The organism is Asaia platycodi JCM 25414, assembly GCF_000614545.1.
Lineage (GTDB): Bacteria > Pseudomonadota > Alphaproteobacteria > Acetobacterales > Acetobacteraceae > Asaia > Asaia platycodi.
In genome coordinates, this window is sequence record NZ_BAKW01000005.1 from 147,868 (window position 1) to 164,440 (window position 16,573).

At 60.8% G+C, this 16,573-nt stretch carries 14 protein-coding genes, 2 tRNA genes and 5 pseudogenes; 15 read left to right on the forward strand and 6 right to left on the reverse strand.

What is annotated here, in order from left to right; all coding sequences use genetic code 11:
• The first annotated feature begins 36 nt into the window (after positions 1-36).
• From JCM25414_RS06355 to rho, 3 genes and pseudogenes are all read left to right on the forward strand, one after another.
• On the forward strand, positions 37-1,023 hold the full coding sequence (locus JCM25414_RS06355) for a magnesium transporter CorA family protein (protein ID WP_025841084.1): 987 nt from the start codon (positions 37-39) through the stop codon (positions 1,021-1,023).
• Positions 1,004-1,555 (forward strand): hypothetical protein, encoded by a 552-nt coding sequence (locus tag JCM25414_RS06360; protein WP_025841085.1) that lies wholly within the window; start codon positions 1,004-1,006, stop codon positions 1,553-1,555. Before JCM25414_RS06355 ends, JCM25414_RS06360 begins: the two co-directional genes overlap by 20 nt.
• A gap of 208 nt (positions 1,556-1,763) precedes the next feature.
• Positions 1,764-3,058, forward strand: a pseudogene (rho, locus tag JCM25414_RS17815) (transcription termination factor Rho).
• A gap of 224 nt (positions 3,059-3,282) precedes the next feature.
• Here the strand turns inward: rho and JCM25414_RS06370 are convergent.
• Positions 3,283-3,729 carry a methylated-DNA--[protein]-cysteine S-methyltransferase gene (locus JCM25414_RS06370; protein WP_025841086.1) on the reverse strand — a complete coding sequence of 149 codons (447 nt, stop codon included), beginning with the start codon at positions 3,727-3,729 and terminating at the stop codon, positions 3,283-3,285.
• Positions 3,730-3,754: 25 nt separating this feature from the next.
• On the opposite strand from JCM25414_RS06370, the pseudogene mnmE reads away from it, so the two are divergent.
• From mnmE to JCM25414_RS06400, 6 genes and pseudogenes are all read left to right on the forward strand, one after another.
• Positions 3,755-5,046: pseudogene (gene mnmE, locus JCM25414_RS17820) on the forward strand (tRNA uridine-5-carboxymethylaminomethyl(34) synthesis GTPase MnmE).
• A 7-nt stretch (positions 5,047-5,053) separates the two neighbouring features.
• Positions 5,054-6,910 carry a tRNA uridine-5-carboxymethylaminomethyl(34) synthesis enzyme MnmG gene (mnmG, locus tag JCM25414_RS06380; protein WP_025841087.1) on the forward strand — a complete coding sequence of 619 codons (1,857 nt, stop codon included), beginning with the start codon at positions 5,054-5,056 and terminating at the stop codon, positions 6,908-6,910.
• A pseudogene (rsmG, locus tag JCM25414_RS17825) lies at positions 6,907-7,487 on the forward strand (16S rRNA (guanine(527)-N(7))-methyltransferase RsmG). Before mnmG ends, rsmG begins: the two are co-directional and overlap by 4 nt.
• A gap of 4 nt (positions 7,488-7,491) precedes the next feature.
• Positions 7,492-8,289: a ParA family protein gene (locus JCM25414_RS06390; protein WP_035442754.1), complete on the forward strand. Its 798-nt coding sequence runs from the start codon at positions 7,492-7,494 to the stop codon at positions 8,287-8,289.
• Positions 8,286-9,175 (forward strand): annotated as a pseudogene (locus JCM25414_RS17830) (ParB/RepB/Spo0J family partition protein). The gene JCM25414_RS06390 and the pseudogene JCM25414_RS17830 overlap by 4 nt, the downstream one beginning before the upstream one ends.
• Before the next feature lie 82 nt (positions 9,176-9,257).
• Positions 9,258-9,333, forward strand: a tRNA-Lys gene (locus JCM25414_RS06400).
• Positions 9,334-9,614: 281 nt separating this feature from the next.
• Here the strand turns inward: JCM25414_RS06400 and JCM25414_RS06410 are convergent.
• The 5 genes and pseudogenes from JCM25414_RS06410 to JCM25414_RS06430 all read right to left on the reverse strand — a co-directional run bounded on the left by JCM25414_RS06410 (position 9,615) and on the right by JCM25414_RS06430 (position 12,204).
• Positions 9,615-9,689: transfer RNA gene (locus tag JCM25414_RS06410), tRNA-Gln, on the reverse strand.
• A 45-nt stretch (positions 9,690-9,734) separates the two neighbouring features.
• Entirely contained in the window at positions 9,735-10,364 is a 630-nt protein-coding gene (locus JCM25414_RS06415) for a TetR family transcriptional regulator (RefSeq protein ID WP_025841090.1), read from the reverse strand.
• Between the two features lie 98 nt (positions 10,365-10,462).
• Positions 10,463-11,258, reverse strand: a pseudogene (gene proC / locus JCM25414_RS17835) (pyrroline-5-carboxylate reductase).
• On the reverse strand, positions 11,255-11,761 hold the full coding sequence (locus JCM25414_RS06425) for a type III secretion system chaperone family protein (RefSeq protein WP_025841091.1): 507 nt from the start codon (positions 11,759-11,761) through the stop codon (positions 11,255-11,257). The pseudogene proC and the gene JCM25414_RS06425 overlap by 4 nt, the downstream one beginning before the upstream one ends.
• 158 nt (positions 11,762-11,919) lie before the next feature.
• Positions 11,920-12,204, reverse strand: coding sequence for an accessory factor UbiK family protein (locus tag JCM25414_RS06430; RefSeq protein ID WP_025841092.1), 285 nt, complete (start codon positions 12,202-12,204; stop codon positions 11,920-11,922).
• A gap of 206 nt (positions 12,205-12,410) precedes the next feature.
• Here JCM25414_RS06430 and rfaD point away from each other — a divergent pair, with 206 nt between their 5' ends.
• Genes rfaD through JCM25414_RS22905 form a run of 6 tightly spaced genes read left to right on the forward strand, consistent with a single transcriptional unit; the run spans position 12,411 to position 16,210 of the window.
• Positions 12,411-13,391 carry an ADP-glyceromanno-heptose 6-epimerase gene (gene rfaD, locus JCM25414_RS06435; protein WP_025841093.1) on the forward strand — a complete coding sequence of 327 codons (981 nt, stop codon included), beginning with the start codon at positions 12,411-12,413 and terminating at the stop codon, positions 13,389-13,391.
• Between the two features lie 8 nt (positions 13,392-13,399).
• Positions 13,400-14,233, forward strand: a complete 834-nt coding sequence (lgt, locus tag JCM25414_RS06440) for a prolipoprotein diacylglyceryl transferase (RefSeq protein WP_035442756.1) — start codon at positions 13,400-13,402, stop codon at positions 14,231-14,233.
• Positions 14,226-15,020 (forward strand): peptidoglycan editing factor PgeF, encoded by a 795-nt coding sequence (gene pgeF / locus JCM25414_RS06445; protein ID WP_025841095.1) that lies wholly within the window; start codon positions 14,226-14,228, stop codon positions 15,018-15,020. The genes lgt and pgeF overlap by 8 nt, the downstream gene beginning before the upstream one ends.
• Positions 15,017-15,325: a hypothetical protein gene (locus tag JCM25414_RS24695; RefSeq protein WP_242403401.1), complete on the forward strand. Its 309-nt coding sequence runs from the start codon at positions 15,017-15,019 to the stop codon at positions 15,323-15,325. Before pgeF ends, JCM25414_RS24695 begins: the two co-directional genes overlap by 4 nt.
• The gene (locus JCM25414_RS17840; RefSeq protein WP_242403402.1) at positions 15,286-15,954 is read left to right on the forward strand and encodes a hypothetical protein; all 669 of its coding nucleotides are present in this window, start codon (positions 15,286-15,288) and stop codon (positions 15,952-15,954) included. Before JCM25414_RS24695 ends, JCM25414_RS17840 begins: the two co-directional genes overlap by 40 nt.
• A gap of 34 nt (positions 15,955-15,988) precedes the next feature.
• Positions 15,989-16,210, forward strand: coding sequence for a hypothetical protein (locus JCM25414_RS22905; RefSeq protein ID WP_148300974.1), 222 nt, complete (start codon positions 15,989-15,991; stop codon positions 16,208-16,210).
• Positions 16,211-16,573: the final 363 nt, after the last annotated feature.

Below are 16,573 nucleotides of genomic sequence, written 5' to 3' on the forward strand. Positions count from 1 at the left end.
CAGGGGAAAGCCGCCTGAACCGGAAAGGAAGGTTCGATGTTTCTAGCGCATCCTGTGGGGCGCCCTGTTCATGAGATCGTCGCCGCCGAAGATGCGAAGAACGTCTCCTGGCTCGATCTTGTCGAACCGAGTGAAGATGAGATCAGGCTGGCGGAAGCTGTCACAGGGTTAAGTCTGCCACGCCGTGACGCGCTGGAAGAGATCGAGAGCTCGTCCCGTCATTACCGCAAGGGGGACGTTATCTATCTCTCGACGCCGCTCGTGCGCATGATCGACGGTCGGTTGACGGCCTATCCGGTTGGTATGGTTGTCTCGCCCAACTGGCTGATCACGCTTCGCTATGCGAGCTATACGGCCTTCGAGACCATGAGCCGCGATCTGGCGGCCAATGATGTCGATTTTGCCCTGTCGGACGTGCCCGAACTCGCCATTCATCTGCTTGAGACCATCGTGAACCGTCTGGCAGATATTCTCGAAAATGCAGGTCATACGCTCGGCACGATTTCGCGCGCTGTCTTCGCTGACAAGCGGCCTAACAGGCGCGTGCGCAATGCCGATCTGCTGCGCCAGACGCTCAGAAAGCTCGGCGAGAGCGGCGATCTGACGTCGTCGATCAGGGAGAGTCTTCTGGGGGTCGATCGCATCGGTATGTTCCTGGGCGATGCCCGGTATTTCGAATCTCGCGACACGTTGCAAACGCGACTGCGCATCATGGGTCGCGACGTGGCGTCGCTGAATGATTATGTGGCGCAGATGACGGTCAAGGTGCAGTTTCTGCTCGACGCTACGCTTGGTTTTATCAGTATCGACCAGAATGACGGCATGAAATTACTGACCGTGGTAAGCTTCGTCGGCATTACGCCGACCCTGCTCGCCGGTATTTACGGTATGAATTTCAAGGTCATGCCGGAACTCGAATGGCGCTACGGCTATTATTATGCGTTAGGCCTTATGGCTTTCTCGGTGCTGTTGCCCTTGTTCATTTTCTGGCGCCGGGGATGGTTTGGAGATCGTTCATCGTGAACCGGTTCGCTCTGTCTTTTTCCCTTCTCGCTTTTGCTCGATTGCCCCCCAGGCTCTGGCAGGCCCTGCTCCCCAGCTCACCACGCAGCAGGTTCAGGCGATGCTCGACAGGCTGGCGCAGGAGCCGCTGAAATTCGAAGGGGCCAGCGATTTCCCTCTCGGCTTCCGTCAGGCGCCTGGCTATCAGGGCAGGCAGCCGACACGCGTGCTGATTGGCTATCATCTTGACGGACTGCAGATTGCCGGTGAATTCGTCGCGCTCGATGCCGATAACCGCCCGCTTCAGGCCGCGCCGCTCACGGGCCATCTTCTGGAGTCGAACCGTAGCGACAGCGCCGTGCCCTGTCGTGTCGATATCGCGCTACCCAGCACATTGCATCTCAGTGGTATGTGCGGCCCCGCCCAGATTTCGGGCGCCTATAGCGAGAAGGTGAAAGCCCAGCCTCTGATGTTTCTCCTGCCCGGTCTGGGCGGTGGAGAGAACAGTTCTGGCGAGTATATGATGATTGGCGCGGTTGATCGGGACTATTGACAGAAAGCGTTATTTCTCATTAGATTGAGACGCAAGAGCCGCATGCTTTCATTGTATCGCGGCCTTTCTCAAGACCTTTCGTCTTCGCTCATCGTCGGGCCCGTTCTGCGGCCCATCTGACGGGGCATTCTTTCGCGATCGATCATCTGTCACGGATACGGATTCCGTCTTCCAGGCAGTGGACTATAGCCCATCTAAGGCGCTTTTCATGCATCTTGCTGAACTCAAGAAAAAATCACCTGCCGATTTGCTGGCCTATGCTGAAGAGCTGCAAATCGAGAACGCGTCCTCGATGCGCAAGCAGGACATCATGTTCGCCATTCTCAAGGCCCTGGCGGATAATGATCAGGCCATCTATGGCGAAGGCACGCTGGAAATCCTGTCTGACGGTTTCGGCTTTCTCCGCTCCCCGGAGGCCAATTATCTGCCCGGTCCGGACGATATCTATATCTCTCCCGCCCAGGTGCGCCGCTTCGGCCTGCGCCCTGGTGACACGGTCGAGGGTCAGATTCGTGCGCCGCGCGATGGTGAGCGCTATTTCTCGCTGCTCAAGGTCAATTCGATCAATTTCGAAGAGCCCGACTCCGTCCGTCAGCGTATCAATTTCGACAATCTGACGCCGCTTTATCCTGAGCGTCGCCTGCGTATGGAAGTGGAGCAGGTCGGTGCTCCCGAGCCGCAGCCGACTGGCAAGGGCAGGAAAGACCAGCGCGACTACACCCCGCGCGTGATCGATCTCGTGGCCCCTATCGGCATGGGCCAGCGCGCCCTGATCGTGGCGCCGCCGCGCACCGGCAAGACCGTAATGCTGCAGAGCATCGCGTCTTCCATCAGTGCCAACCATCCGACGTGTTCCTGATCGTTCTTCTGATCGATGAGCGCCCCGAAGAAGTGACCGATATGGCCCGCTCCGTGCGCGGCGAAGTCGTCTCTTCCACCTTTGACGAGCCCGCGACCCGCCATGTTCAGGTGACTGAAATGGTGCTGGAGAAGGCCAAGCGTCTGGTCGAGCACAAGCGTGACGTCGTCATTCTGCTCGACTCGATCACCCGTCTGGCCCGTGCCTACAACACTGTTGTGCCCTCATCGGGCAAGGTGCTGACCGGTGGTGTCGACGCCAACGCTCTGCAGCGCCCCAAGCGCTTCTTCGGCGCTGCGCGCAACATCGAAGAGGGTGGCTCGCTCACCATTATCGCGACCGCGCTGATCGATACCGGCAGCCGCATGGATGAGGTGATCTTCGAAGAGTTCAAGGGTACGGGTAACTCCGAACTCATCCTCGACCGCAAGCTCGCCGACAAGCGCACCTTCCCGGCCATCGACATCACCAAGTCGGGTACGCGTAAGGAAGAACTCCTTGTTGATCGCGCCATGCTGTCGAAGATGTGGGTGCTGCGTCGTATCCTCTCGCCGATGGGCACGATGGATGCGATGGACTTCCTGCTCGACAAGCTGAAATACAGCAAGACGAACCAGGACTTTTTCGACGCCATGAACAACTGATTTTCGGGTCAGTTCGTGACGATCAAGCCGCCGGGTGCCAATAGGTGCCCGGCGGTTTTTTTTTATGGGGGTTTGCCTCGTAGAGGCGGCTTGTTGCTGTTGGCCGGTTCATGGGCTCTGCCCCAATCCCCCGCCAAAGGGCCGTCGCCCTTTGGAAACCCTTAATCGGGATGAAAGGGGTGCGCCCCTTCCGGGGGACGGGGCAGCGCCCCGTAGAGGTCGCGTTAGAGCGCGACACCTTCTAGGCGCAGGAGATAACGCTTGTCGTCCAGGCCACCTTCGCTGGAATAGCCGCCGAGATGGCCTTTGCCGAGCACGCGATGACAGGGGATCAGGATCGGGATTGGATTATGCGCCATGGCGCCGCCGATCGAACGGGCGGAGCCCCCGGCCTTGGCGGCGAGTTCGGCGTAGCTGATGGTCTGACCATAGGGGACATCACACAGGGCCGTCCATACGGCCTTGCGATAGGCGGTGCCCCAGGGAGCCAGAGGCAGGTCGAAACTTTCGCGCTCGCCGTCGAAATAGCGTTCCAGCATGGTCTGGGCGCGGGTAAGAAGAGGCGTCTTTTCCTGGTCGCGTCCCCATCCCCAATCGAGGGCGACGATAGCGCCTTCATCCTCGCTGAGGGTCAGGGGGCCAATGGGGGAGTGCAATGAGAGCTGGGGCATAGAAGGAATTCACATGGTTGACGCGATGGAAAGCCCGGCAGCGCGCAAGGGCGAAGTCATTTTCGCTCTGGCGACAGGGGCCGGACGGGCGGCGATCGCTATCATGCGCGCAAGTGGACCCGGCGCTCAAGAGGTGCTTGCGGGGTTGTGTTCGGGGCGTCTGCCGTCATCGCGTCATGCCAGCCTGCGGGCGCTCCATCATGAGGGCGAGCATCTTGATGATGCCATGGTGCTGTGGCTGCCGGGGCCACGCTCCTATACGGGTGAGGACGGGTTTGAACTTCACCTTCATGCCGGGCCTGCGGTGATTGATCGTGTGGCGCTGGCGTTGACGGCGCTCGGCGCCGCCCGGCAGAGGCGGGGGAGTTTACGCGTCGTGCGGTGCAGGCGGGCAGGCTGGATCTGCTTCAGGCAGAAGCAATTGGTGATCTGGTCGAGGCGGAAAGCGAGAGTCAGAGACAGCAGGCTCTGGCTCAGGCCGATGGGGCGCTGAGCCGCCTTTATGAGGGTTGGGGCGAGCGCCTCAAAACGCTGCTGGCACATCAGGAGGCACTGATCGATTTCCCGGATGAAGACCTGCCGGACTCGGTCGAGCTGATGTTGATCTCTACACTCGACGCGTTGCGTGCGGCGCTGCGAACGCATCTCGCCGACAAGCGTGGCGAGATTGTGCGGCGCGGTCTGACTGTCGTGATTGCGGGTGCACCCAATGTGGGCAAGTCGAGCCTGCTCAATCACCTTGCCGGATATGATGCGGCGATCGTGACCCACCGTGCAGGGACAACGCGCGATGTCATTGCCATCGACTGGCTTTTCCATGGGGTACGATTGCGCCTTGTCGATACGGCAGGGCTGCGCGAGACGGAGGACGAGATCGAAGCCGAGGGTATCAGGCGGGCAATGTTTCACGTGGAACATGCCGATCTCGTGCTTCATGTCATGGCGGGTGAGGCTGAAATGCCGTTGCGGCCTGATGCGCTTCTGGTGAGCAACAAGATCGATCTGCAACCGGCGCTGGACGGCACGCTGGGTCTGAGCGTGCAGACGGGTGAGGGCATGCAGGCTTTCGAAACGGCACTGGCCGAGCGGATCAAGACGTTGACAGCGGGTGTGGGTGCACCGCTGACGCGCGCGCGTCATCGGGCTGGAATCGAAGAGGCGCTGCTCTATCTCGATCAGGCGCGCGAGGCCCCTTGGCCTGAGGTAAGGGGGGAGGCGCTTCGTCTGGCGATGCGTGCCTTAGGGCGACTGACGGGACAAGTTGATGTCGAGTCTCTGCTCGATGTGATATTTGGACAATTCTGCATTGGTAAATGAGGGCTGTGTGAGCGAGTTTGATGTTGTCGTCATAGGCGGCGGACATGCGGGAAGTGAGGCGGCGGCGGCATCGGCACGGTTCGGTGCGCGTACGCTGCTGCTGACGCAAAAGCCCGAGATGATCGGCGCCATGTCGTGCAACCCGGCAATCGGTGGAATCGGCAAGGGGCATCTGGTGCGCGAGATCGACGCGCTCGATGGCCTCATGGGGCGGGCTGCTGATCGGGCAGGTATTCATTTCAAGCTGCTGAACCGTTCCAAGGGGCCTGCAGTTCATGGCCCTCGTGCTCAGGCCGACCGGTTCTTATATCGCAATGCCATTCAGGCGCTTTTGGCCGACACGCCCAATCTGACGATTATGGCCGGTGAGGTGGCTGATCTGGAAACCTCTGACGGTCGCGTAACAGGCGTTGTGTGTGAAGATGGTCGTGTTTTCAGATGCGGCGCCGTCGTCGTCACCAGCGGCACCTTTTTGCGCGGTGTCATCCATATCGGTCACACGCAGGAGAAGGCCGGTCGCATCGGCGAGCGCCCGGCAGCGCGTCTGGGCGAACGTCTTGAGGCGATGGGCCTGCGTATGGGCCGCCTCAAGACAGGCACGCCAGCACGTATTGCTCGGGACAGCATTGATTGGCAGTCGCTCGCCGAAGACAAGGGCGACGCCTTGCCCGAGCCGTTCAGCCGTTTGACCGACAGGATCACTACCGATCAGCTGTCTTGTCGCATCACCAGCACCACGCCCGAGACGCATCGAATCATTCGCGATAATCTGGCGCTCTCGGCGCTTTATGGCGGGGCTATAGCGGGAAGGGGGCCACGTTACTGCCCTTCGATCGAAGACAAGATTGTGCGCTTTGGCGAGAAGGATGGACACCAGATCTTCCTCGAGCCTGAGGGGCTGCCGGGTAATCCGGGTGGCGATCTGGTTTATCCCAACGGTATTTCCACAAGTTTGCCTGCCGATATCCAGGCGCTGATGATCGCCTCGATTCCGGGGTTGGAAAAGGCGCGCATCGTCACGCCGGGCTATGCCGTGGAATATGACTATGTCGATCCTCGCGAGCTGGCGCCGAGCCTCGCCCTGACGGCAATGCGGGGGCTTTATCTGGCAGGGCAGATCAATGGCACCACCGGTTATGAAGAAGCCGGGGCGCAGGGGCTCCTGGCCGGGCTGAATGCGGCCCGTTTCGTGGCGGGGAACGACCCGCTCGTGCTCGGTCGCGACCAGGCCTATCTCGGTGTGATGCTTGACGATCTCACGCTTCAGGGCGTGTCCGAGCCCTATCGCATGTTCACCTCCCGCGCTGAATACCGTCTCAGTCTGCGTGCCGATAACGCCGATTTGCGCCTTACCGCACTTGGCAAGGAAATGGGCTGTGTCGGTGCCGAGCGCGCGGCGAAGCTCGAGGCGGATGAAAGCGCCATCGCCCATGCCATGGAACAGGCCCGCGCTGCGCTCCATGCCCCGCAGGAACTGGCGACACAGGGCATCACCGTGTCGCAGGACGGGCGTCGTCGCTCGCTGCTTGATGTTCTGTCCGGTCAGGCCGAAGATGAGGCTGTCGAGCGTATTGCCCCCTGGTTTGCAGCGCTGCCTCTGCGCGTGCGTCGTCATGTCGAGACGGAGGCGCGCTATGGCGGTTATCTGCAACGTCAGGAGCGCGAGATCAGACAGCTTGCAGGTGAGGCGCAGATCGCCCTGCCGAGCGACCTCGATTACGGTCGTATCGGCGGGTTGAGCAGTGAAATGAAGGAGCGCCTTTCTCTGGCGAAGCCAGCCAATTTTGCCGCTGCGCAACGTGTACCGGGTGTGACCCCTGCCGCCATGATTGCGCTTTTGGCCCATGTGAGGGCTGTGGCATGAGTGGCGTTTCACGTGAAACCAGAGAGCGTCTGGAAGCTTTTGCCGCAATTCTCGAGAAATGGAACGCGCGCATCAATCTGGTGAGCCCGCGTGACATGCCTCATCTCTGGGAGCGGCATATCAAGGATTCGCTTAGGCTCGTGCCTTTCATCAAGCGCGGGACACGCGTGATCGATCTCGGTTCTGGGGGCGGTTTCCCTGCGATCATGATCGGCATTGCCTGCGACGCCGAGATGGTGATGGTCGAGTCAGACCAACGCAAATGCGCCTTTCTGCGTGAGGCGGCGCGTGCCTGTGGTGTGAAGGCGCAGGTCATTCCCAAGCGTATCGAACAGGCAGAAATTGCGCCTGCTGCCTATGTGACGGCGCGGCTCTGGCCTCGCTCTCACAATTGCTGGAATGGAGCGCACCATTTCTTCTGCCGGAAGGAAAAGCCCTGTTTTTGAAGGGGAAAAATCTGCCGGACGAGTTGACCGAAGCCGAACGGTGCTGGCACATGCAGCATAGAATTCTGGACAATCGCGCTGCCTCCGGGGGCGCCATCATCGAGATAAGCGATATCAGACGTGTCGACTAACGACATGGGCAAGAAGGCCCGTATTCTCGCCATCACCAACCAGAAGGGGGGTGTGGGCAAGACCACAACAGCAATCAATCTGGCCGCGGCGCTTGCCAGCACGCAGCGCGTGCTGCTGGTCGATCTCGACCCGCAGGGCAATGCCTCGACCGGTCTTGGCGTCGATTATAACGCCCGCCAGATCGGCAGCTATGCCGCGCTGATGCAGGAGGCACCGCCTGAAAAGCTGCCCCGCCCGACCGAGACCGCCAATCTCGATATCATCGTGGCCAACACCGATCTGGCCGGTGCCGAGATCGAGCTGATTGGCAGCGAGCGGCGTGAGTTTCGCATTCGCGAGGCGCTTGAGGCCCTGTCAGGCCGCTATGACGTCATTCTGATTGATTGCCCGCCAAGCTTGGGTCTGTTGACGCTCAACGCCCTGGTGGCGTCCGATGCGGTGCTGATTCCGCTGCAATGCGAGTTCTTTGCCCTTGAGGGGATCAGCCAGATCGTGCGGACGGTCGATCGCGTGCGTCGTGCATTCAATGCGGATCTGCATGTGGCGGGTATCATCCTGACCATGTACGACCGGCGCAATAATCTGTCTGAACTCGTCGCTGCCGATGCGCGCAATTTCTTCGGCGAGCAGGTGCTCGAGACCCTGATACCGCGCAATATCAAGATCTCCGAGGCCCAGAGCCACGGATGTTCCGTGCTCGAATACGACAGGCGCAGCAGCGGTGCGGGCGCCTATCTGGCTCTGGCGCAGGAAATTGCCGGGCGTTTGGGTATCACCCATAAGGAAGGGGCTTCCTCATGAGCAAGAAACCGGCTCCGCGCCTCGGGCGCGGCCTCGCGGCCCTTCTCGGTGATCAGGCCATCGACATGCCCCGGGCTCAGTCGTCCAGTCACGAGAGCGTTCCTAACCCGTCCGTGCTCGGTGTTGATCTTCTGGCCCCTGGCCCGTTTCAGCCGCGCGTGGATATGGATGAGGGGCGTCTGAACGAGTTGGCGGATTCGATCCGCAGCCGGGGCGTCCTTCAGCCCATTCTGGTTCGGCCCGACCCCGATCAGAAGGGGCGCTATCAGATCATTGCTGGTGAACGTCGCTGGCGGGCATCGCAGCGCGCCGGGCTGCATGAGGTGCCGGTGCATGTGCGCCTGCTGGACGATGCCGATGCCATGGCGGCGGCACTGGTCGAGAATCTTCAACGCGCCGATCTGAACGCGATCGAAGAAGCTGAGGGCCTGCAACGGCTTCTGACCGATTACGCCCTGACGCAGGAGGAACTGGCCGGTGCGGTTGGTAAATCCCGCCCGCATATCGGCAATATTCTACGTCTGCTGAACCTGCCTGAAGCTGTGCGTCAGAAAGTGCGTGACGGGCTTCTGAGCGCGGGCCATGCCCGTGCGCTGTTGGCGCACCCCGACCCCTGTGCGGCAGCCGATATTGTGATCGCACGCGGCTCAATGTGCGTCAGACCGAAGCACTGGCCCGTCAGGCTCCCAAGGCAGAGCAGGAAGCCATCAAGGCCCCGCGCGACAACGAGCTGGTGCGTCTTGAACGTGATCTGGCCACAAGACTGGGGCTGAAGGTCAAGATCGAGTTCAACGGCAAGGGCGGGTCGCTGCGTCTGGACTACCGCAGTCTCGATCAGTTCGACACCCTCATGCGCCTGTTATCGCCCGAGAAAGCTTCCCGATAGTTTCGGATGCGGAATAGTGCATTTTTCCTCTTGATGCCTGTTCCGCCCTTTGTTAGAAGCCACCTCACCGGAGCGGGGCTATGGGCACATAGCTCAGTTGGTAGAGCAGCTGACTCTTAATCAGCGGGTCCAAGGTTCGAGCCCTTGTGTGCCCACCATCGCCCCGCCGGTACCTCCTTGTATTATGCATTTGTCCTGAGATGTTGAGCTTGCGCTCGCGCCTTCACCTGGCACTGTTGCATTTGCTTCCAATGCCCCGCAGAAAATTGTGCAGATCTTGCGCTTTTCTGGTTCGTCGTCGTCAGGCGCTCACACGGCTCATCGAGGCATCCCTCAGATTCGCGTTTCGCTTCTTTCCAGTCGGAAAAGATGAAGAGGGCTCTGAGGCGCGGCAATACGCCGAGCATCGAAACAGGCGAAGATTTTCAGAAGAGAGCGCTGGCTGGGATGGGAGGGATCGAACCTCCGAATGGCGGAATCAAAATCCGCTGCCTTACCGCTTGGCTACATCCCATTGCGTGACAGGCTTTTAATCTGCCTCTCGGCAGACGTAAAGCCATTATGTTTCGAGTTCGAGTGAATGATCGGCGATGCCTGTATGGCGGGTCGCCTCTTCCATCAGGCGGTCGGGCGAGGGCTTGAGCACGCCGAAACGCTCCGCCTTGTCCAGAGCCTGATCGAGGGCCGCCATGGTCTGTGAGAGATCGGGGCTCTCATCCTTTTCCCAGGCGCGCAGGGCAAAGCCCCAGACGCCTACGAGCGCGTTCAGACGCATGGCCCCGCTGAGCCCGTTGCGCTCCACACCTCCCAGATCGGCCATCCAGCGCATCGTATCGAGTGTCGCAGCGCCCAGAATGACGGCCAGCCCCGGATCGGTGGGCAGAGCCTGAAGCACGGCGCGAATGCCTTCGCGATATTGCTGGAATACGTCGAAACGCCGCATGAAGAGATCAAAAACGCGCTCGCGCACCGAGCCGCCCAGCCCGTCATCGCGAAAGGCTGATTCATCGGCCAGGCGGCCCAGACGCAGCAGCAGGCTGTGACGAAACGGAAAACGACCACGAACCTCATCGACCGGAAGCCCGGCGCGATGCCCTGCCTCTACCAGCGAGAAACGATTCCAGCCCTTTTCAGCGGCAAGAGCAAAGCCTGCCTCCAGAAGTGCCAGATCAAACTCTTCGCGATCGATATCCGTCATGAACCTGTCCCTAGTCTTTCTGCGCCCGATCATACCCTATGAGGGCGTCATGACAATCGAATGACAGGTTCAGAGGCCGGGTTTTCCTGTCAGGAAGCCATCTCTTTCGCGCGTGCCATGGCCTGATCGACGGCTTTCGTCATGGCTTCGGGCCAAGCCTGCGGCGCCATCAGCGCGTTGAGCGCCTTGGCGGTGACGCCGTTGGGGCTCGTGACATTTTTGCGCAGGGTCGCGCTTTCCTCGTCCGATGCCGCAATCAGGGCGCCTGCGCCCGAGACCGTGCCGCGTGCGATGAGTCGTGCCGTTTCGGGGGGGGAGCCCGACACGCAGCGCCTCTTTTTCGAGAAGCTCCGCCAGAAGAAAGACATAGGCCGGCCCGCAGCCCGAAATAGGCGTCAGGGCTTCGAGCTGGGTCTCGCTATCGACCCAGGCAACGTCACCGACGGCAGAAAGCAGGGTTGTGCAGAGCGCTCTTCCTGCCTCATCGAGATCATTACTGACAACGCCGGTCACACCCCTGCCGATTGCCGCCGGAGTATTGGGCATGGCGCGCACGATTTTCGTGCTGGCGCCTCCACAGGCGGCACTCAGGCTGTCGATCGTGCGCGCGGCCAGCATCGAGATGATGATGGTGCCATCAAGAAAGGGGCGCAGCGAGGCGAGAGCCTCTTCCATACCGGCGGGTTTGACCGCCAGAATGATGATGTCAGGTCTGAAATCAGTGGGGATCTCGCTGGCGACACGCGCGAGACGATGGGGGGCTGGCGGGGCGGCGCAGCTTCGGTCGAGAATGACGGAAGGGGCGACACCCTGATCGAGCCAGCCCTGCCAGAGCGCGCCGCCCATCTTGCCGCAGCCTACGAGCAGAAGAGAGGGCAGACTCATGCTTCACCCACGCAATCGAGCATGGCTGCTTCAAGGGCTTCGGTAGGCGTCTTGCCGCTCCAGAGGGTGAACTGGAAGGCGGGGTAGAACCGCTCGCATTCCGTAATGGCGATATCGATCATGTCTTCCATGCTTTCTGCGGCAAGGCTGGTCGCACCGCGCAGCAGGACAGAGTGCCGGAAAACCGGCGTGCCCGTCTCCAGATCGAGGCTGAAATGGCCGATCCAGAGACGCTCATTGGCGAGCGCGATGAGTTCGTACAGTGCCTTGCGGCGATTGGCGGGAGCCCGCAGGTCGAAAGTGCAGGTGAAATTCATGGCAGCGATCTCGCGCGACCATGAAAAATAGAGCCCGTAATCGCACCATTTGCCCGGCGCTTCGGCAGCCATTTCCGATTCGGTACGGCGGTCGAACGCCCAGTCATGACCGCAGACGATCTGCTCCATGACGTCGAGCGGGTTGGTAACCTGATGCGAGGAGGAGGAGAAGGAAAGAGCAGGCATTCGGGACTCCCTGGGCCGGTGAGGCGCCGCGCGAGGCGATGCGCATCACGATGTCTGCAACGATATGAGAACCCGCGGAATTCAAGCCGCGAATCGTCATATCAGGCAACGTTACGGATGCCCGGCCTTTGTTGCAAGGACGCAGACATCCGGGATCTTCAAGAGTGGGTCGTCGGTGCGGTAACGGCTTTTTCGAGATCGGCCAGGCGCTCTTCAATGCGAGCGAGGCGGGCATCAGCATCTTCCTGTGCCATGCGCGCGCGCGTGGCGAGTTCGCGTGCCACGTCGAGCTCGTCGCGCCGCACCAGATCGAGCGAGGAGAGAACCTCGTCGATGCGCGCACGCACCACGGCGTGCAACTCTTCACGCAGTCCTGTCAGGGCTGAAAACGCGCCTCCGGCGGCGCCTGCGAGATCATCGAAAAAACGGGGCCGGTCTGCCATGGCGGTTTCCTTGCTTTCCTGACGTCCGGTCTGGCGACCGGGCGGTTATGAGGCCCCCGTGCGTTCAGCCGGGGTCACGCTGTGCCCAGACTGACTCTCACCTCTGCCAAGAGCAACGCAGCAAGGCCCGATGCGGATGCCCGCGCTGCGTTTTTCTCCGGCTGGTGTGGCTTGGAGGTTGCGTTGCGGCGTCTTATACAGGTTCCATGATGATCGTCACCGGCGGCGCCGGATTTATTGGTTCGTGCCTGGTCGCAGCGCTCAAGGCGCGCGGTGAGGTCGTTGCGGTCGTTGATCGCCTTCGTGACCAGGGCAAATGGCGTAATCTCGCCAAGCATCCGCCCGACCTGCTGATCGATCCTGACGCGCTCGAGACATTTCTGTCGAATTCCACCGATATACGTGCTGTCTTCCATATGGGGGCGATCAGCAGCACCACGGCGCGTGATGGCGATCTAGTGTGGCGCACCAATGTCGATCTCTCAGAGACCCTTCTCGATTGGTGCGCGGTGCGTGATGTCCCGCTTTTTTATGCGTCATCCGCGGCGACCTATGGGGCGGCCGATCGGCCGGAGCAGTTTTCTGACACTCCAGGCTCTCTGTCATCCCTCAAGCCGCTCAATCTCTATGGCTGGTCCAAGCATGTTTTCGACCAGCATCTTCTTGCCCGCCTTGAATCCGGCGGGATAATGCCGCGCCAATGGGCCGGGCTCAAATTTTTCAACGTCTACGGCCCCAACGAATATCACAAGGGGTCGATGATCTCCGTTGTGAAGGTGAAATACGACGAGGTGAAAAGCGGTGCGCCTGCCAAGCTTTTCCGCTCCGTCCGGCCCGATCTGGAGGACGGCGCTCAGGCGCGTGATTTCATCTGGGTGGGCGATCTGATCGAGATCATGCTCTGGCTCTACGATCATCCCAAGGTAAGCGGGCTGTTCAATTGCGGTACGGGTCAGGCCCGAACCTATGTCGATCTCGCTAATGCCGTATGCGACGCTGCCGGTGTGCCGCGTCGCATTGAGTTCATCGACATGCCCGAATCCCTGCGGGGCCAGTATCAGTCCTATACCTGCGCCGACATGACACGCCTGCGCGCAGCCGGTTACGACCGTCCCTTTACCTCACTCGAAGATGGCATCACACGCTATGTGCGCGATTATCTCGCGACACCTGACCCCTATCTGTAAAGCTATCCATGCACTCCCATCCGATCATCCTGCCCCAGTTCGATCCGATTGCCGTTCATCTGGGGCCTTTGGCCGTGCACTGGTACGCGCTGGCCTATATTCTCTCGATCCTGATCGGCTGGAAAATCGCCATCCGGCTCTGCGGTCTGGCACCTCGTGCGGCCACGCGCGAGCAGGTGGATGATTTTGCCTTCTGGGCCATGCTTGGCGTCGTACTGGGTGGGCGGTTTGGCTATATCCTGTTCTACAAGCCGGGCTTTTATCTCACCCATCCGTTGTCCATTATCGAGGTCTGGCAGGGGGGCATGTCGTTCCATGGTGGCGCGTTGGGCGTGATTCTGGCGCTTGCCTGGTTTACCTGGCGCAATGGGCTCAGCTTTCTCTCCTTCTCCGACCGCATCACCATCGTTGTGCCGCTCGGGCTCGGGCTCGGGCGTTGCGCAAATTTCATCAATGGCGAGTTATGGGGGCGTCCGGCGCCGGATTGGCTGCCCTGGGCAATGGTGTTTCCGACCGGTGGGCCGATTGCCCGTCATCCCTCGCAGCTTTACGAGGCGCTGACCGAGGGTCTCTTGCTGCTCAGCGTCATGCTGATTGCCGCAAGCCGCCCCTGGGTGCGCATGCGTTACGGCTTCCTGTCGGGTCTGTTCCTGTTCGGCTATGCCGTTGCACGCAGCTTCTGCGAGCTGTTTCGTGAACCCGACGCGTTTATCGGCTTTCTGCCTTTTGGCGTGACCATGGGACAGGTGCTCTGCGTCCCGATGGCGCTGGCCGGGCTGTGGCTCATGGCCTACGGCGTGCGCCACCCGCATACGATCGAGGGAGAAAAGGCTTATGGCTGATCAGGCGCCGCGCGGCTGGGTGATCCGGGCCGATTCTCTGGCCTATCTGCGCCATGGTTTTTTCACCCGATTGGGCGGGGTCTCGCCCAGCCCCTTCAATTCGCTCAACTGCTCTTTGGCATCGGCAGACCGACCCGAGAACATTGCTGAAAACCGCGGCCGCGTTGCCCGGTTTCTCGGGGTGGAAACACCTTCTCTGCTTGGCCTGACGCAGACCCACTCAGCCGATGTCGTGACCCTGACGCGCGAGACGCCGGTCTGGCAGACGGGACGCGGCCCCAAAGCCGACGCGCTGGTGACGGATCGGGACGATCTGGCGCTTGGCGTCATCACCGCCGATTGCGGTCCGGTTCTGTTTGCGAGTCCCGATGGTCGGGTCGTGGGGGCGGCCCATGCAGGGTGGCGCGGGGCGGTCGGCGGCGTGCTTGAGGCGACGCTCTCGGCCATGGCGGCTCTGGGTGCCGGAGATGTGGTGGCCAGTGTCGGGCCTTGTATCCGTCAGGAAAGCTATGAAGTCGGGCCCGAGATGCGCGAGGCTGTTCTCGATGCCTCGCCTGAAGCGGCGCATTTTTTCATGCCTGCCTTGCGTGATGGGTATTTTCTTTTCGACATGCCCGGTTATTGCCTCCACAGACTGCGTCGTGCCGGGCTGCGCCATGTGTCCATGATGGGGCTCGATACGCGCTTTGATGTCAGGCGCTTTTTCAGCCATCGTCGTCGCACCCTTGCAGGCGGCGGTGTCATCGGCCATCAGATCTCGGCAATCCGGGCGGGAGCGCAGGCATGAAGCGCCCTTTGAGAACCGTTATCGGTCTGTTCAGCACCATGACCCTGCTGGCCGGGTGTGTGGAAATGCCGCGCCCCTTCGGTGATCCTGGTCCAGAGGGACGCCGCCTGGCGCTCACCACGCCGCCGCCCCGACTGGCCGTGCCGACCCCGCCTGATTCGCTGCTCGATAATACGGCCTCGGCGCTCTGGGCCAGAGAGGTCGCAACCCAGCTTGTCGATCAGTCGCTTCCCGCCGTGGCCCAGCCGGCAAAGCCCGGCGACTGGTGCTCAAGCTTTCTGCCACCATGCAGGGCAGCGACGTGACACCGCATTATGTGGTGATGATGCCCACTGGCGAGGCGCGCGGCCACTGGGATGCGGCACCCATTCCGGCCTCCGTCTGGGCGCAGGGGGAAAAGTCCGTTCTCTCCTCGCTGGCCGCGGCATCGGCGCCGCAGATCAGTTCGGTTCTGACCGGCATTCAGGCTGCAATGATGCAGGCCGACCCGCACAGCCTCAAGCGTCGCCCCGCCAAGGTGTATTTTAAGGGCGTGAAGGGTGCCCCCGGTGACGGGAATGTCTCGCTGGCCCGCGCTTTTATTGCGAGTTTCCCCGATCAGCACGACCAGTTGCAGAGCAACGCCAAGGATGCCGATTACAGCGTCGAGGCGATCGTGACCCTGAGCGATGGCCCCGCTGGCACGACCGGCCACCCAACCCAGCATATCGAGATTTCATGGCGCACGGTGGCTGCCGACGGCAAGGAAGCAGGGGCTGCCACCCAGCTTCATGATATTGACGCCCACTCGCTCGATGGGCCCTGGGGTGATGTGGCTATGGCCGCTGCTTCCGAGGCGGCAGGTGGCGTGCATCAGATCATTACCAATTACTCGGGGCGCGATCATAAGCCATTGCCGCCTGAGAATACGGCTACGCAGAAACAGGTTTTGTGATTTGTGATAGCTGTGTCCGCAAGCTTAGCTGGTCGTGGCTCGATGCCGCCCCGTCTGGTGCCGGGGCGATCACCCGCTCACGGTGTCGGACGCGAGGGGCCTCTCTCGAAAGGTCATGATCCTGAGCAGAAACATCTACTTCCAGAAAGCCGATCCCGACGCCCAAAAAGGTGTTGGAAGTTTCCCGCTCAGTGATGCGCGCGAAGCACTCAAGGCGATCGGCGATCCTTCCTTCAAGGAATGGGGTGTCGAGTGAGAAAATGGAGATGGTGACATCGAAACGGGTGAGCAGATACCTAACACCCGCCCAGATGGCAGCCCTAGTTTCGTATCGCTCACCGACACGTTTCTTGTCACCGTTAAAAACGGGCAGACTGAAGCTCTCCACTGAGATCGGCCCCTTGGGCGCAAAGATACGATCCGCGTTCATGTGTTGAATGACTATGAAGACTTCAGATCGCATTTCGAAAGCTGATACCCAGCACATGGGTGGCGAGAGTCACAGAGTTGTAAAAAACGCTCTGTCGGTTGATCTGGGTCGCCATGAATTAATGACAGCGTGGCGCGGCGTTGTTAGAAGGCCGCGTTTGCTGCCGCCCCGGACCGGAGTCGTTTCCCG

What these genes read in the sequence shown, in the direction of transcription:
- JCM25414_RS06355 (WP_025841084.1), top strand. Translation starts at nt 37, where the DNA reads ATGTTTCTAGCGCATCCTGTGGGGCGCCCTGTTCATGAGATCGTCGCC.
- JCM25414_RS06370 (WP_025841086.1), bottom strand. Translation starts at nt 3,729, where the DNA reads ATGCCCCAGCTCTCATTGCACTCCCCCATTGGCCCCCTGACCCTCAGC.
- JCM25414_RS06390 (WP_035442754.1), top strand. Translation starts at nt 7,492, where the DNA reads ATGGGCAAGAAGGCCCGTATTCTCGCCATCACCAACCAGAAGGGGGGT.
- JCM25414_RS06425 (WP_025841091.1), bottom strand. Translation starts at nt 11,761, where the DNA reads ATGCCTGCTCTTTCCTTCTCCTCCTCCTCGCATCAGGTTACCAACCCG.
- JCM25414_RS06430 (WP_025841092.1), bottom strand. Translation starts at nt 12,204, where the DNA reads ATGGCAGACCGGCCCCGTTTTTTCGATGATCTCGCAGGCGCCGCCGGA.
- rfaD (WP_025841093.1), top strand. Translation starts at nt 12,411, where the DNA reads ATGATGATCGTCACCGGCGGCGCCGGATTTATTGGTTCGTGCCTGGTC.
- lgt (WP_035442756.1), top strand. Translation starts at nt 13,400, where the DNA reads ATGCACTCCCATCCGATCATCCTGCCCCAGTTCGATCCGATTGCCGTT.
- pgeF (WP_025841095.1), top strand. Translation starts at nt 14,226, where the DNA reads ATGGCTGATCAGGCGCCGCGCGGCTGGGTGATCCGGGCCGATTCTCTG.
- JCM25414_RS24695 (WP_242403401.1), top strand. Translation starts at nt 15,017, where the DNA reads ATGAAGCGCCCTTTGAGAACCGTTATCGGTCTGTTCAGCACCATGACC.